General features: G+C 31.0%; 18 protein-coding genes. 5 read left to right on the top strand and 13 right to left on the bottom strand.

The window, feature by feature from the left end:
* Positions 1–448: 448 nt before the first annotated feature.
* The 10 genes from LQ668_RS07815 to LQ668_RS07770 all read right to left on the bottom strand — a co-directional run bounded on the left by LQ668_RS07815 (position 449) and on the right by LQ668_RS07770 (position 10,067).
* Positions 449–1,093 (bottom strand): KinB-signaling pathway activation protein, encoded by a 645-nt coding sequence (locus LQ668_RS07815; RefSeq protein WP_078358121.1) that lies wholly within the window; start codon positions 1,091–1,093, stop codon positions 449–451.
* A gap of 15 nt (positions 1,094–1,108) precedes the next feature.
* On the bottom strand, positions 1,109–2,170 hold the full coding sequence (locus LQ668_RS07810) for an Mrp/NBP35 family ATP-binding protein (protein WP_203153809.1): 1,062 nt from the start codon (positions 2,168–2,170) through the stop codon (positions 1,109–1,111).
* Between the two features lie 133 nt (positions 2,171–2,303).
* The gene (locus LQ668_RS07805) at positions 2,304–3,773 is read right to left on the bottom strand and encodes an MDR family MFS transporter (protein WP_078358119.1); all 1,470 of its coding nucleotides are present in this window, start codon (positions 3,771–3,773) and stop codon (positions 2,304–2,306) included.
* A 71-nt stretch (positions 3,774–3,844) separates the two neighbouring features.
* Positions 3,845–4,312, bottom strand: coding sequence for a SepA family multidrug efflux transporter (locus LQ668_RS07800; RefSeq protein ID WP_107509927.1), 468 nt, complete (start codon positions 4,310–4,312; stop codon positions 3,845–3,847).
* A 28-nt stretch (positions 4,313–4,340) separates the two neighbouring features.
* A complete protein-coding gene (gene sdrM, locus LQ668_RS07795) occupies positions 4,341–5,681 on the bottom strand; it encodes a multidrug efflux MFS transporter SdrM (RefSeq protein WP_115337134.1) in 1,341 nt (446 codons plus the stop codon).
* Between the two features lie 3 nt (positions 5,682–5,684).
* Positions 5,685–7,283 carry an amidohydrolase gene (locus LQ668_RS07790; RefSeq protein WP_238418538.1) on the bottom strand — a complete coding sequence of 533 codons (1,599 nt, stop codon included), beginning with the start codon at positions 7,281–7,283 and terminating at the stop codon, positions 5,685–5,687.
* A 106-nt stretch (positions 7,284–7,389) separates the two neighbouring features.
* Positions 7,390–7,791: a TipAS antibiotic-recognition domain-containing protein gene (locus tag LQ668_RS07785; protein WP_107509929.1), complete on the bottom strand. Its 402-nt coding sequence runs from the start codon at positions 7,789–7,791 to the stop codon at positions 7,390–7,392.
* A gap of 124 nt (positions 7,792–7,915) precedes the next feature.
* On the bottom strand, positions 7,916–8,158 hold the full coding sequence (locus LQ668_RS07780; protein ID WP_078358114.1) for a hypothetical protein: 243 nt from the start codon (positions 8,156–8,158) through the stop codon (positions 7,916–7,918).
* Between the two features lie 9 nt (positions 8,159–8,167).
* Positions 8,168–8,866 carry a PAQR family membrane homeostasis protein TrhA gene (gene trhA, locus LQ668_RS07775; protein WP_078358113.1) on the bottom strand — a complete coding sequence of 233 codons (699 nt, stop codon included), beginning with the start codon at positions 8,864–8,866 and terminating at the stop codon, positions 8,168–8,170.
* 13 nt (positions 8,867–8,879) lie between these two features.
* Positions 8,880–10,067 carry a UTP--glucose-1-phosphate uridylyltransferase gene (locus LQ668_RS07770; protein ID WP_239775958.1) on the bottom strand — a complete coding sequence of 396 codons (1,188 nt, stop codon included), beginning with the start codon at positions 10,065–10,067 and terminating at the stop codon, positions 8,880–8,882.
* 180 nt (positions 10,068–10,247) lie between these two features.
* Between LQ668_RS07770 and LQ668_RS07765 the strand changes: the two genes are divergently transcribed.
* Entirely contained in the window at positions 10,248–10,400 is a 153-nt protein-coding gene (locus tag LQ668_RS07765; protein WP_169711986.1) for a hypothetical protein, read from the top strand.
* Between the two features lie 55 nt (positions 10,401–10,455).
* Here LQ668_RS07765 and LQ668_RS07760 read toward each other — a convergent pair whose 3' ends face one another.
* Positions 10,456–10,947 carry a metal-dependent hydrolase gene (locus LQ668_RS07760; protein ID WP_078358111.1) on the bottom strand — a complete coding sequence of 164 codons (492 nt, stop codon included), beginning with the start codon at positions 10,945–10,947 and terminating at the stop codon, positions 10,456–10,458.
* Positions 10,948–11,222: 275 nt separating this feature from the next.
* Entirely contained in the window at positions 11,223–11,906 is a 684-nt protein-coding gene (locus LQ668_RS07755; protein WP_119634295.1) for a hypothetical protein, read from the bottom strand.
* Positions 11,907–12,063: 157 nt separating this feature from the next.
* Here LQ668_RS07755 and hutG point away from each other — a divergent pair, with 157 nt between their 5' ends.
* Positions 12,064–13,053, top strand: coding sequence for a formimidoylglutamase (gene hutG, locus LQ668_RS07750; protein ID WP_107509931.1), 990 nt, complete (start codon positions 12,064–12,066; stop codon positions 13,051–13,053).
* A gap of 3 nt (positions 13,054–13,056) precedes the next feature.
* Positions 13,057–13,965 (top strand): EamA family transporter RarD, encoded by a 909-nt coding sequence (gene rarD, locus LQ668_RS07745; RefSeq protein ID WP_119634294.1) that lies wholly within the window; start codon positions 13,057–13,059, stop codon positions 13,963–13,965.
* A 64-nt stretch (positions 13,966–14,029) separates the two neighbouring features.
* Here the strand turns inward: rarD and argF are convergent, their stop codons facing one another.
* Entirely contained in the window at positions 14,030–15,031 is a 1,002-nt protein-coding gene (gene argF / locus LQ668_RS07740) for an ornithine carbamoyltransferase (protein ID WP_078358107.1), read from the bottom strand.
* A 225-nt stretch (positions 15,032–15,256) separates the two neighbouring features.
* Here argF and LQ668_RS07735 point away from each other — a divergent pair, with 225 nt between their 5' ends.
* On the top strand, positions 15,257–15,520 hold the full coding sequence (locus LQ668_RS07735; RefSeq protein WP_078358106.1) for a SunI/YnzG family protein: 264 nt from the start codon (positions 15,257–15,259) through the stop codon (positions 15,518–15,520).
* Between the two features lie 142 nt (positions 15,521–15,662).
* Positions 15,663–16,385 carry an SDR family NAD(P)-dependent oxidoreductase gene (locus LQ668_RS07730; protein ID WP_107509933.1) on the top strand — a complete coding sequence of 241 codons (723 nt, stop codon included), beginning with the start codon at positions 15,663–15,665 and terminating at the stop codon, positions 16,383–16,385.
* Positions 16,386–16,392 lie beyond the last annotated feature (7 nt).

The raw sequence follows: 16,392 nt of genomic DNA, 5'->3' as shown, positions 1-16,392 counted from the left end.
CTGAGCCAGGATCAAACTCTCCATAATAGAAGTAAGCTTGATTAGCTCATTTTTGATTGGTTAAGCCAATCACTCTTTGAAGTACTATAAGTACTCAATTATTGGAATTAACGTTGACATATTGTCATTCAGTTTTCAATGTTCATTTGTTAAATATCTAAACAATATTGTACTAAAAACAACGATTGTTTTCAACTTGTTTCTTAACTAATTTTTAACACGTTTATAAATATATAACATTTAATGCGTATTAACAAGAGTTAATTTTACACTTTTAACAAAAACTTTAAATTTCTTTTTTGTTGTTGTGCTGTCGTTTTCAGCGACCTTTATATAATATCAAGTGGTCTTATAAAAGTCAATAATATATATCGATTTTTTTACAAAAAATTAAAAAACACAAGATTAAGGTGTAATAAACCTTTAATCTTGTGTTTTTGTTCATTTATCACTTGCTTTTAATGCTATTTTCACGATTTGCTTTCTTCGCTTTTCTTTCTTCGAGAGACAATGCATTAAATTTTGGCAATGTAATAAGCTGATAAACATTACATAATAATAAACCAAATATTGTTAAATAAATCCAGCTTGTATCTTCTACTCTTAAAAACGGAATAAGTTCTACAGTAGTCATAACTATCATAAAGAACATAGATGGTATCCATAAATTCTTTTTAGATTGCTTATTTTTAAGATTGCTTGTGATGGTTGCAAAAACAATAACGACTATAGGTAGCCAAATAAATGAAAGTATTTGATCAGTGCCACCAAATCTCAAAAATCTAAAATAGACTAGATCGAATATAGCAAATATCGTGACAACGATTTGTACATGTGGCCAAATCTTCCCAAAGATTCCGATACCTAACTGATTTATAAACAAATAGATAAAATATGCTAACTGACTTATTGTGGCAACTAGTAGACCTACTACTATAAACCATACTGATGCCGCTATAAAGTTTCCAATATCTCCTGCAAATAAATACTTCGTTACTTTATCATAACCAAAAATTAAAGATGATAAATATGTAACGACAACACCAATAAGCAGTGTATTTCTATAAAATTGAATTAAATATTTTAAGGTCACTTGCTTACCTCCGCACTACTCTTCCATTGTTATATTAATTATATTTTTAGCAATTTGACTATAAACCTTACCTAGATCTTCATTTTCTTTATATATAGATGGTGAGAAATTATTTTCATCCCATTCTGGCTGACTTAAAGGAAGTTCTCCTAATAATGTTGTTTGAAGTTCTTCTGCTAACTTCGCGCCTCCACCTTTGCCAAATACATACTCTTTATTTCCAGTTTCTTTACTTTGGAAATAAGACATGTTTTCAATGACACCAATAATTGAGTGCTCAGTATGTTTAGCCATCGCGCCCGCTCTCGCTGCTACGAATGCAGCAGTTGGATGAGGCGTTGTAACAATAATTTCTTTACTTGAAGGCAACATTGTATGTACATCTAAAGCTACATCACCAGTGCCTGGAGGTAAATCGAGTATTAAATAGTCTAACTCTCCCCATTTAACTTCGGTAAAGAAACTAGTAATCATTTTACCGAGCATAGGTCCTCTCCAAATAACTGGCGCATTTTCTTCCACAAAGAAAGCCATAGAAATAACTTTAACACCTTCACGTTCAACAGGTATGATTTGTTCTCCTTCTACTTCAGGTTTTTCTTGAATACCCATCATATCTGGAACACTAAAACCATAAATATCAGCATCAACAAGTCCAACTTTTTTCCCTTGTCTTGCAAGCGACACTGCTAAATTGACCGCTACTGTTGATTTGCCGACGCCACCTTTACCTGAAGCTACAGCTATAAATTCTACAGGATTATCTTTAGATAACAATCCTTCAATTGTTTGTTCTTCCATTACTGCTTTAAATTTTTCTAGTGCTTCTGCAGACAATTCATCAAATCTTATTCCAACTGTTTTAGCACCATTTTCTTTTAATAAATCAACAATTTCCATTTGTAAATCTAATTGAGGCTGTCCACCTAACTTAGCAATAGCAACCTTCACACTTACATGTTCTTTCTCTTCTTTAATGCTTACCTCAATAATACCGCCTGTTTCTTTTAATGGTACATCCACAATTGGATCATGTAATGCTCCCACAAGTTCTTTAACCTGTTCTACAGATAACAAAGCTACGACTCCCCTTCTAAAATATTTATCTATTCATCTTTATAATTAGTGTAACAAAAAAATTATACAAATAGGTAGTTTAATGTTCAAAAAACAGGCTGAGACATTAATTTGTCTCAACCTGTTTAAAATCTTATTTTGAGTGGTTAGGTATTCTAGTGTTTCGATTAATTTTCTCTGTTTTAAGAAATATTGAAAGTACAACTCCAAAGAATACGATAACTGTTAATACTAAGAACGCAATATTAATACCATGTATCATTGCTTGAGATTGTAATATTTCTGCTTTATTACCAGAACTTGCTACCTCTAATTGTTCTTTTGATGGATTAAAGTTTTTAGCACCAATTGACATGATTGTTACTAAAATTCCCGTACCAATTGAACCAGCAATTGTTCTTAAAGTATTCATCATTGCTGTTCCGTGTGATAATACTTCGTTTGGTATCGCATTTAAACCAGCTGTGTTAACTGGCATCATAATCATAGAAACACCAAACATTCTTACTGTATAAACGATAATCAAATATGCTAATGACGTATCGGTACTCAAGAATGCAAGCATCAACGTCGTGACACTGATAATTGAGAAACCTGTAATAGCGAGCCATTTCGCACCATATTTATCAAATAAACGACCTGTTACAAGAGACATGATTCCCGTTACAATTGCACCTGGTAATAATAACAGGCCTGATATGAGTGCTGTATATCCTCTAGCATCTTGCATATACATTGGCATCAACAATGATGGTCCAATTAAAGATACCATTGAAAATACACCTATAACTGTCGTTAGTGCAAATGTTTTATATTTAAACACTCTTATATTCAATAATGGTGTTTCTAGTTTTAACTGTCTGAATATAAATACTATTAATGTAACTACACCAATGATCAATGTAATGATAACAGTAGCTGAAGTAAATCCTAATGATCCTGCACTACTGAACCCATACAGTAATGACCCAAATCCTACTGTTGATAAAATTAAAGATGGTACATCTAAATGTACATCTTTTGGCTTAGAAATATTTGTTAAGTATTTCGCACCAAAAGCTAATGCTATTACTGAAAATGGAATAATTGAGTAGAACGGACTTCTCCAACTAAAATTATCCACTAAGTATCCTGATAAAGTTGGTCCTAATGCAGGTGCAAATGAAATAACTAAACCTGCCATACCCATCGCAAAGCCACGTTTTTCTTTAGGGAATAAATTAAAGAGTACAAATTGCATAAGGGGCATCATAACTCCCGCACCCATTGCTTGAAGTACCCTCGCTAACATTAATATACTAAAATTAGGCGAAAGTGCTGCTACCAGTGTACCTATTGTGAATGATAACATCGCCATTAAATAAAGTGGTCTTGTATTAAATTTATCCATTAGAAATGCAGTCGCTGGTATCATAACACCATTAACTAACATAAATCCCGTCATTAACCATTGTCCTTGGTTAGCATCAATATTTAAATGTACCATGATTTCAGGTATCGCTGTATTTAATAAAGTTTGATTTAAAATTGCCACAAAGGCACTTACTAACATCACAGCTACGACTAAATTTCTTTTACCTTTTGAAATATCCTGAACATTCATGGTTTCAACTCCTTCTAAAATATACCTTTGCTATTATGCACTATTTTATTTCGGAAATCAAAATAAATGTTTCATCTATTTAAATTTTTACTATCTGGATAAAAGATTTCAGTACATATATATAGAATCGTAATAATAATTAAAATTACCCAGAATTCAATTTTTATTTGTGAATAATAAATATGCACTGTGAAATAAAACATAATTGTACTAACAGTAATGGTTAATAAATGGAAGGTCATGCCTTTAAAGTATGGATTATCATTCAATTTATTTTTGAATCTGTCTAATAAAAATTCAATGGCAACTAATGTGAAGTAACCAAATAAAATATAACTACCATAATAAAACAAGTTATCTATCACACTTTTATTATAATTGAATTCTGCCAAACCATAATAAATTAATATTCTACTTAAGCCAAACATACCAAAAGAAAGTAACACAATGAAAATTGCACCAGACAATGTGAAGATACTTATAATAATCAATAACGTCAATAATTGAAATAAATCAAAGCGTTTGTTTTTTCTTTTCATACATTGTTACTCCCTTTTGTATTCTTCGTTAAATGCTATCCCTATTTGCTTCTTTAAAAATGAGGGACCATGCAATCGTTAATGTTACTGCGACGAGTATAATATAAAGCATAATATTTTGCACACCGTAAGTTAAGAATGGAACATCTAGCACATATATGGAAGCTACTATTAATGATCCAGTTGTACTTCCAATTGTTTTGAACAATGTGTAAATCGACATCATTGATCCTAACTGATGACTTGGTGCTTCTTCCTGAACTACTACTACATCTTTTGTATATACAGTTCCAAAAGATACACCCATCACAAACACAGCGAATGGAATAATTACAATCCATTCTACTCCAGTTATAATTGCGAAACTACCAACAAACATTGCTAAGAAAGCCAACAAATAAATAAACTTTAATTTTATTTTATCTAGTCTACCTAATATAAATGTAATAAACAGCCAACCGACAGACATTGGAAATATCGTTAAACCACTTTGTAGCGGAGAAAAACCTTGTTCATTCTGTAAATATATTGGCATAAAAATAGTATATCCCATTAACATTGTTGAATATAATAAGTCGGTAAATAGAACTAAAATAATTTTCCTATTAAATGCTTCAATTGGAACAAATGGATTTTTAATACTTGTTTCTATTTTATATAAAGTAAAAGCGAGTGCTATTAATATTACGAAACAAATCCCTCTTACTATAAGAGGTATATGTTCAGCTACTATTAATAAGAAACTTGCTACTACACCATAAAATATAAGTAATCCCTTATAGTCTAATTTCGTTTTTTCTACTTTTTCTTGTTCAAAATTAAAGTATTTAATAACGAGCCAGATAGATATTAAAGCTATAGGTACATTTATATAAAATAAAAAGCTCCAGTTTAAATATTCTAATATTGCACCACCTAGTAGTGGACCTACAATACTTGATATTCCCCAAACACTTCCAACTATGCCCATTACTTTATATCTTTGTGGTATTGGAAATGCTAACTTTGGTACAACTTGTCCTAAAGTCATCATCACGCCTGCACCAAGTCCTTGAACAATTCTTGAAATGACAAGCAATGGAAAACTATTTGTCATTTCACTTAATCCACAAAATACACTACCAATTATAAAAACTGATATTCCAAGTAGAACTACAAATTTAATATTTATACGCTTAACTAATTCACCAACAATTGGTGTCATAAATACGACTGCGATTAAATATACTGTAAAAATTAATGCCACTTCTGTTTCAATATTAAAATCTCTTTGCATCGTTGGCGTTGCCAATGACACTATAGATGTTTCAATTGCACTCATAAACATAATGAGTACTAATGCTAGTACAATTCCTTTATTCTTACTCATAATTTACTCTCTTTCGTAAACAATTTTTCCGTTAACTATCGTTTTAATTGCTTGTATATTCGCTAACTCTTTTGGGTCAGTCTCAAATGGATCTTTATCTAATACTGTAAAATCCGCTTCGTATCCAGGTTTTATTTTTCCTGTTCTATCAGTTGTTTGTGCAATTTCACTTGCTTGCGTCGTATATAAACTCATTGCATCAAATATAGATATTGCTTCTTCAATGAAATATGCACCGTTTTCTCCATAAGATTGTCTATTTACAGCTGCATGAACACCTAACATCGGATTAGGCGTTTCTATAGGTGCATCAGACCCACCACCTATAATAATGTTCAAATCTAACATTGATTTAAATGGATATAAATATCTCGCTCTTTGATCTCCAACTTTATCTTGCACCCATGGGAAATCACTCGTAATAAACTGAGGTTGCACATCACATATTACGGGTAATTTAGAAACACGTTTTAGTAATTCTTCATTCAAAGTACTAATATGAATCAATCTATCTCTTAACTCTTTTGGTGCTGGATATTTTTCAATAGCATCTAATACCATCTCGCAAGCTTTATCGCCTATCATATGAACAGCTATTGCCCCATTATATTTTCTAGCTAGTTGAACTTTTTCATTCAATTCTTCTTGAGTATATATGGATAAACCATAATTTTCACCAGCTGGGTCGTTCGAATAAGGTTCTTTCAATAAAGCTGTGCTACCACCAAAAGCACCATCTGCATAGAATTTCATAGCATCTGGTTCTAACCAACCATCAACGAAAGTAGCTTGTTCATCCATCATTTGTTCATAAACACTAAAGTGACGCAACAAACGTACTCTAAATGGTCTTTGATGATCTTCTCCACCAACCACTGTTTTATAAGCGTTCAAGACATCTTTATAATCTTCGTAATATCCTAAATCTTCAGTATGAGATCCCGTTATGCCAAATTGATATAAATAATCTATAGCATTTTGTAAATGTTTAGTTAGCGATTGTTCATCTTCGTTAGAAGCTAATTCTTCAAAAGGTTCCATAGCTGTATCATAAATCCAGCCAGTTAACTCACCATCTTGTTTTTCATATGATCCACCAACAGGATTGTCTACATCATCTTTGACATCTAATTTTTTTAAAGCTTTCGTATTGACGATTGCTGCATGTCTGCAAACTCGTTTAATGATAACTGGATTATCTTTACACAACTCATCTAAATCGTTCTTATCTAGTCTAATGCCATGTAATAAATTTTCATCATATCCTTCAGCAACTAACCATTCACCAGGTTCAAGCTGTTCAGCTTTTTGCTTAATCTTATCTTTAACGACTTCTATATTTGTTTCACCGTTTAGGATAACAGATGAAAGCCATACACCTGTCCCCAGCACATGGATATGGGTTTCTACAAAACCAGGGAACATCGTACCCTCATTTAAATCTATTACTTCAAAATCTTTTATATTGATTTCATTTAGATCATCTTGTGTTAATAATCTTTCTATTGTTCCATCATTAACGATAACACCTACATATGTATCTTCAGAATGATTCATAGTATATATTTTTCCATTGTTGAATAGCTTCTTCACCAGACCCATCTCCTTATAAATTAACATAAGTCAATTTTACATATATAAAAGCAAAAAAGACACCGATAAAATCGATGACTTTTTTGCACATACTTTTCGTGGTCATGTACTCAGTTTATTTCAATACATGCTTAACTGCTAATATCAATTCTTGTGTTCTATCCTCACCAAAATAATCACGATATCTTTTATCCGCTTCATACATATTGATGATCTCTAAATGTCTATCTTCTGTATAGTTCGGCCAACTATAAGTAAGCCATTCTCTGTGCAAGTCTGTTACTTCTTCTTGCTTTTCTAATGTAGCACCTTGTTGCACCAGATTATCTAATTTCTCTAATAATTTCTTTTCAATTTGATTTTTACCTTTAATTTCACTTTGACTCATATCTAAGAAATTGTCATCAGCTTGATCAATTTTATGACCGCTTCTGTCCTCGACCGCTTCTCCTTGTATTTCTTCTTCTTTATTTAATTTTTCACGATTGAATGATTCAAATTTTCTTTCATCTGACATGATCATGTCCCCCTATTCATATCGATAAATTATCTTATATTGTATATTTACCCCTTTTTTCAAAAATTAACAAAAGAACGACCAACTAATTATACATTTCCTTAGTTGGTCGTCCTTATTAAAATTATTTTAACCGTCTTTGTTCACCTTTTTTAATATGTTCATTGAATTTTTGGCTATTATTTCTTCTTTGATGTTTAACGAGCATTATTATGACATAGACTAAAATCAATCCAAATATTAGAGAAACGAATCCCATAAACTGTAAACCGCCTTGTTTACCATCACTAAATACAAAATAATAAAAGAAATAACCTTGTATTAAAATAATAATCGTAAGGACACTATAATACAAACGATAATTCATTTTGACCTCCTACATGAAGTACATAATTGCTAGAAAATGAAATATAGATGCAACAAGGATAAAGAAGTGCCATATCATATGGAAATACTTTCTATTTTTTTGAGCATAGAACCATGCACCTATCGTGTAGCTGATACCGCCAATCATTATAAATAACATGAAAATTAAAGATGTCTTATTTATAATGGTTGGCAACATTAGTACAGCCATCCATCCCATAATTAAATACATTGCCAAACTCAATTTATGATTTACATTTTTAGCTGTAGATTTATAAATGATTCCCCAAATAGTTATACCCCACTGAACAGCCATAATCACCCAGCCTAGCCAGCCACCTACTAATGACAAAGCTATTGGTGTATAAGTTCCGCAAATTGCTATATAAATCATACTATGATCAATGATTCTCATAATATACTTTTGAGGTGAAGATGAAGACATTGAATGATAAACTGCTGATGATAAGAACATAAGCATAATACTAATAATGTATATAGATACACTTGTTGATTTAAGTGCACCATCATTAATATAGCTTTCAACAGCTGCGTACGGTAAGAAGAATAAAAGTAAAAATGCTGGTATACCATGAGAAACTGCATTTCCTACTTCCTCTCCAAATGAGAGTGGCATTATATCTTTAAATGCTTCTTTAACTTTCCCGTCTTTTCTAGGATGAGACTGCGTATTATTTATTTGATCCATTCATATACCTCTTTTATAAAAGTTGATTATTTTCTAAATCTTTTTGAGCTGTTTCTATACTATCTTTTCCTTCTTTATTTTTTAAAGGACTAAATTCTATATCTCTATTTACTTGAAGTGTAGCGAAAGTTTGAGCATATTGAAAAATATCAAAGTAGAATAATTCAAACTTTAATGATTCAATTTCAACTACGCTGAAATCTTCATCTAATTGCTTAAGTTTTTTAACAGCTAAATGATAAGGAAGTGGTTTAGATGCTGTATCAATTAGAAAATCAACTTTAAACACATGAATACCAATATTAGCATTATCAAGTTTATTTACGTCTTCAGGAGTTAGTTCAGAATACTCAAGCACTCGTTTTTTTCCATCAACTGAAACAATACGACCTACTTTTTCATCTTCGTAAGCTTTAATTGATTTAGTTGTAACATCACTATTTTTCTCTATAGTATATCCAACAAATTCTGGATCTAATACTTTAACTAATGCATTATCAATGTTATTTAGGAATAAATACTCAACGCCATTCTCTTTCATTTCTGATAATAGATTATTCTTTTCTAATGATTTAAACACACCACCATTACCATTAGGTGTACGCATAATATGCTTATCAGTGTCTAAAATCAATTTACCTTCCGTAGTTAAAGCTACAATGTGATCTTGCTTGAAAAAGTGAATATAATTTTCGTCATAATCAAAATACTTATGCTCTAGGAAGAATGATAACGTATCTTTATGGTTAACATCACTTGTCATAATGTACCAATGAATTGGCGTACCTACTTCTTCAGTTAAATTACGTAATTGTTCAGCTTGTCTTTCAAACAAACTTTTATCATTAAATGAGAATGTACCTTTTGGACCTTTATGTCCTAATCTAGTACCTTGCCCACCAGCCATTAATAAGACAGCGAATTTCCCCTCTTTAATAGCCTTAATTCCTAATGATCTATAAGACTTCAACTCATCTAGCGTAAATTGATTTTTTACATCAAAATTAACTTGTTCTATATCTTCTGCAACTTCAATGTGTTTTCTATTTACATATACATCTTGGTATAAATCATTTATTTCATCTAAATCCAATCTATTAATATCTAAATCTAATTGTTCTTTCTCACTCTGACTCATCACTTTACTATACTCTAAAAAGTGCTCTTGTCCATGTTGTTTTAACATTGTTTCATCTAGCATTATAATACCTCCGAATATTTGACTCATTATCATTATACGACTTTAGAATGATTTGTCTAAAAATATCACAAAAAAATAATAATTAAAATGATTATTTAAAAAATAAACGGGTAAATATATTAATGTGTTGGTTCAAACACAAAATATTCCTATTAATAATAGGCCAAGGAGGATTTTATTATGAGTTTAGGAGATAAGTTCAACGACGCAAAAGACAAAGCAGTTGAAAAAGGTAAGGACCACGTAAACGAAAATAAAGATGAGTACACAGAAAAAGGTAAAGACTTCGCTAAAGATAAAGGCGAAGATTTAAAAGGTAAATTCGGAAAATAACATATTAATATTAATGAGGCTGGGACAATTAATTGTCTCAGCCTCTTTTCGTTATTTATATAAATAAACGATAAATGTCTTTCCACCATAATATAATTGTAACAATCGTAAAGGCAGAAGATAAACTTAAATCAATTGCCCCACCTGTTTTAAATACAATTGGTAATTTAACAGAAACATCTAATGGATAGAATAACTTCACACCTCTAGGCGTTAACATATCTAAAATAATATGAGACAACATACCTAATATTATAGACACTAAATAAGGTTCTGGTGCAGAAATTGTATTCAATCCCCAAAATATTAGAAATAAAAATAATAAGGAGTGAGTAAATGTTCGATGTCCAAAAATCAATCTTATAATAAAGCTAATTGGAAATAACTTCTTTCCAATATTACTTTTAAAATGGCAGATATCTGGAACTAAACTTGAAACGCCGCATAAACTAACTATCGTAAAAGAAGTGAAAACATCTTCTCCATAATAAATACTTAATGATGACCCGATGAATATACCGCAAGCTAGATGTGTTTTTCCTGTCATATTAATTTTTCCTCTTTTCAAAATCATTTTAATTTATTTTACCACAAAATACCGAACAAGTATACGAACACTTTGTGACTTTATCGTGATGTACATCACAAAAAATAAATTCAAATGACGAAATTGTGAAAACAATCACAAAAGTATTGATTTGAAATAAAAGCCTGTTAAACTATAGTTGTAAGTCATATTAAACATAACCCTATACCATTGTTGAAATAACCCCCTTATTTCACAGTAAAAAGCGTTCGTCTACAGAGACGAACGCTTTTTATTTAGCTTGCTTTATTTAAATTCTCTTGATTATTAGCATTTTCATTTGTTGTTTCATTTGATTGATTTTGTTTTTGTTGTTCTTTATTCGTATCTTTATATTGTTGATTGTTATTATTCGAGTGATTTTCTCGATGATTATTTTCATTCGTATTCAATTCATCTGTTTGATAATTTGAATCTTGATCTGATTGTTGACTATTATCTTGATGTTGATCATCTTTAGGCAAAGTACAACCATCATCATTACATAAATAACCATCATGACTTAAATTTTGCCAAGCTCTCGTGAATTCTATTGTACTTTCTACATCATCACACTCTGCTTGAGAATTGCCTTGATTTAACAAACAATTTCTTGCAGTATTATATACTTTTGTATCGAATTCTTCAGGTACAGTATGATTGTTAGGTTTAACACCGTTCACATTTTCTTCTACTGGAATTTCTTCTGAAGACTGCTTTTCATTATTTTCTATACTTTTGTTATTTTGAGCTTTATTTTTTTCTACTGTTTTATTGTCAATACGCTTTTCTTCTTTCGTTTTAACTTCATTTGTATCTTCTTCTGTTGTTTTTACATTTGACGACTTTTCTTTATTTGTTTCATTATTCTTAGAAGATTGATTGTCACATGCTACTAGAAATATTAAGCAAACTGTTAAGAGACCATAAATCCATTTCATTGAATCACTCCTCGGCCTTTTTGCTTTTTCTTTCTTTTCTCTCATTAAGGACACTTCTTTCTTATAAAATAATTAAGCACATATTAAAACATAAGAATATCATACATGATAAACTGATATTAGTAAAAATTATTGTAACATGTAGGAGGTATTTGTTATGTATAAAGATGTTAAAAAGGATGAATGGACTGGTAGAACTGATAGCTTATCTTTACGCTCTGCATTCAGATTTCATCAAATTGTGAATTCGATTAATATCGAAAAAGATGATATTCAACCAAAGAAAGAATTTGAGCACCAAGTAAACATGGCGCTTATAGGCTTTGAATGTGATGAAGGTGTTTCTAGAAATAATGGCAGAACAGGAGCTGTTGATGGTCCTAAACATTTTAGAAAGTCATTGAGTCCCTTACCAATTCATAATGAATATTTACATTTAACAGACTATGGTAATGTCATTTGCAACAAAACTAAAATGGAAGATGCACAAGAAGAACTAGGAGATAAAATTTCTAAAATTCTATTACATAACCATTTCACAGTCATTGTTGGTGGCGGTCATGAAGTTTTATATGGACATTATTTAGGCGTGAGAAGAGCTAATAAAAACAAAAAAATAGGCATCATCAATATAGATGCGCATTTTGATATGAGAGATTATGATGAACAACCTTCTTCTGGAACAATGTTTAAACAAATTTTAGATCAAGATGACCAAGTCGGTTATTTTGTATTAGGTATACAAAAAAATGGTAATACAAAAGCATTGTTCGAAAGAGCTGATGAATATGGCGTACAGTATATACGTGAAGATGAACTACGTAGTCATTTATCTATCGAAACAATTACTTCTATTAATTCATTTATTGAAGAATACGACGAAATACTCATAACATTATGTACAGATTCAATCGATGTTAGTTATGCACCTGCTGTTAGTGCACCTTGTATAATGGGATTACAACCTCAAATTGTACAAACAATTTTACAGTTAGTTACAAATTCAAATAAAAGTACAAGCATTAGTATTGCAGAACTATCACCAAGATTCGATATTGATAATCGAACTTCGAGATTACTTGCAAATATTGCTTCAAACATTTATCACGATCAAGCAGAAGTTATTCAATCACAATGGGAGTCATAAACAATGTCAGAATTTAAAAAAGGTATTATGTATGCAACTTTCGCATATATAATCTGGGGTATTCTTCCAATATACTGGAACCTCGTAAATGAAATCGTTCCATTCGAAATACTAGCCCACCGCATAATATGGTCCGCTGTATTCATGTTGTTGTTATTAACATTTACTAAACAACTATCAATGTTCAAAAATGCAACAATTAAATTATTTAAGCAAAAAAAAATGTTATTAGCGATTATTGCTGCAGGTTATATTATTACAGTTAACTGGGGTACATTTATTTGGGCAGTTAATAACCATCACGTGCTCCAAGCGAGTTTAGGCTATTACATAAATCCTTTAATGAGTATATTCCTAGCTTTTATATTTTTAGGAGAACGTTTCTCAAAAGCACAATGGATCGCAATTGCACTAGCGTTTATAGGTGTAATTTATATGACTTTCCAAGTCGGTGAATTTCCGTACGTATCGATACTTTTAGCAACTTCCTTTGCATTGTACGGGTTAATTAAGAAAGTAGTAGATATCGATGCTTTTAGTAGTATTACAATAGAATGTATTGTCACATTACCAGCAGCACTTATTTATATATTCTACTTATCACAAAATGATGCTATTACTTTTGGAATGAATCATTCTAGTGGTTGGTTATTACTGTCTGGCGCAATAACTGCAATACCACTTATACTATTTAGTGCTGGAGCTAGAAGAATACCACTTTCACTAACTGGGTTCATTCAATATATCGGTCCTACTCTTATGTTCTTTATAGGTATTTTCCTACTTGGTGAACATTTTGATGTTGACCAGTTAATTACATTTATATTTATTTGGGCAGGTATAATTCTTTATAGCTATACTAAATATGTTGAAATCAATCGTAATCGAAAGAAATTAATAAAAGATTTTTAAATAAAAAAGAGTGGGTGAGAAATCTAATTGTATAAAAAGATTTCTCACCCACTCTTTTTTCACTTTAAAATATTTCTCCACACGTAGTAGCTAATAATGCTTTTATTGTATGCATTCTATTTTCTGCTTGTTGAAATACTTTAGAATAGTCTGATCTGAATACGTCATCAGTTACTTCCATACACGTTACACCAAATTTTTCGAAACAGAGTGCCCCCATTTCTGTATTCAAATCATGAATGGCAGGTAAGCAATGTAAAAATAAAGTATCATTTTTTCCTGTTAAATTTATAAGGTTCTGATTCACTTGATAATCCTTTAATAATTCAAAGCGTTCTTCAAGTTTGTCTTCTTCCCCCATTGAACACCATACATCTGTGTATATGACATCACTTCCGTAAATACCTTCTTGAATATCATCCGTAATTAACACTTCGCTTTGAGATTTTTCGCTAAGTGATTTGGCCATCTCTTGAATTTCTTTATTAGGATGCAATTCTTTTGGCGCTACTATATGGATATTTACGCCAAGTATCGCACTTGTTACAAGCAATGAATTTGCAATATTATTACGACCATCCCCGATAAAAGTCAAAGTCTTTCCTTCATATGTACCAAAATGCTCTTTAATAGTTAAAAAGTCAGCTAACATCTGTGTTGGATGCCACTCATTCGTCAATCCATTCCAAACTGGTACTTTTGAATATTTTGCTAAGTCTTCTACAGTTTTTTGTTCATAACCTCTAAAAGCAATGCCATCAAACATTGAACCTAATACAATTGCTGTATCTTCTACAGATTCTTTCTTACCAAGTTGTAAATCTTCTTTACCAAGATAAGAAATATTCGCCCCCATTTTAGTAGCAGCTACTGTAAAAGCAGAACGTGTTCTTGTAGATTGTTTCTCAAATAATAAAGCAATATGTTTTCCGCTTAAAAAACGGTGTGGGATCTGATGCTTTTCTTTGAATTTTAATTCTATAGCTAAATCAATAAGTGTTTCTAATTCTTCTTTAGAAAAATCAACTTCTTTTAAAAAACTCGTCTTATTTAATTCCTTTAACATAGATATCTTCGTCCCAATGAAACCAGCTCCTTATTTATTTATAAAGATAATATTACAATACAAAATCCTCTTTGTAAATAGTTATTCAATATATTGCATAAAAATACTTTATTTAATTAGTATGACATATTAAATAAAAAACATGACACATTTTCTTTATTATCTGTTGAAAACGGATACATAATGCGTTATGATGTAGTCATCAAACAAAAGGATGTGTTAGTTATGGCAATGAGAGTATCTAAAGACAACAATCAAGTTCATATTCAATGGAGAGTCGCTGATATTACAATTCCAAATAATGAAATTAAAGACATTAAGGAAGATCAGGATATTCACGCTTTGTCTAATGAAAATCAGGATCATATCGTAAGAATTGGTTCAACTTTTGGTAAAACAAATCGCGTGATCATTGAAACAAGTGAAAAAGAATACATTATTTATACACATGCTGATAAGAAGGTATATAACGAACTAACGAAAGCGTAAGTTTGAATCTTCTATCATTTAAAATAAACACCGCGAAGTCCTTATTAATCGACTTCGCGGTGTTATTTATGTCATATTCATATTAAATATTATGATACATTTTCAATGCGTGCTAACATATGGATGAGGAGTGATGTTAATTATGTTAAGAGAATTAAATGGGCTAAACGCCATTATTACAGGCGGTTCTAAAGGTATAGGTAAGTCTATTGCTATAGCTTTAGCTCGTGAAGGTGTCAATGTAGCAATAGCGAGTAGAAATGTCGAAACTTTAAAAGAAGCTGCCAATGAATTAAAACAATATGACGTTAAAGTTTTTTATAAAGAAACAAACATAGCACATCATAAAGATGTCCAACGCTTTATCGAAGACTCATATCATGCACTCGGTTCAATTGATATTGTTATTAATAATGCAGGTATAATGAAAACTAATTCATTTTTAGAAGTTAGTGAATCAGAATTCGATCAATTATTTGAAACGAATGTTAAAGGAATTTACTATGTATTACAAGAATCATTACCTTACTTAGTTAAACAAAAAAGTGGTGATGTCATAAACATTGCATCTATGTCTGGATTAAAAGCAAATGCTACAAGCAGTGTTTACTCTGCTACTAAGTATGCTGTAATTGGAATGACTGAAGGTATTATGCAAGAAATGAGAAAGCATAATATTCGCGTGTCTTATTTAACACCATCAGCCGTTCTTACTGATTTGATAGGTGAAACTCAATTACAAGAAGATACAATGACACACCCTGAAGATGTAGCAGACGTTGTAATAGCACAATTGAAATTACAACCAAGAACATTTATGAAGACAGCACAAATTTGGGCAACAAACCCTACACCAAAGGAATAGGAGCGAT

Origin of the sequence: Mammaliicoccus sp. K-M42 (assembly GCF_022386375.1) — a bacterium.
GTDB classification, from domain to species: Bacteria; Bacillota; Bacilli; order Staphylococcales; family Staphylococcaceae; genus Mammaliicoccus; species Mammaliicoccus fleurettii.
Note: the sequence above shows the minus strand (reverse complement) of the source record. Positions and strands in the feature narration are given on the sequence as shown.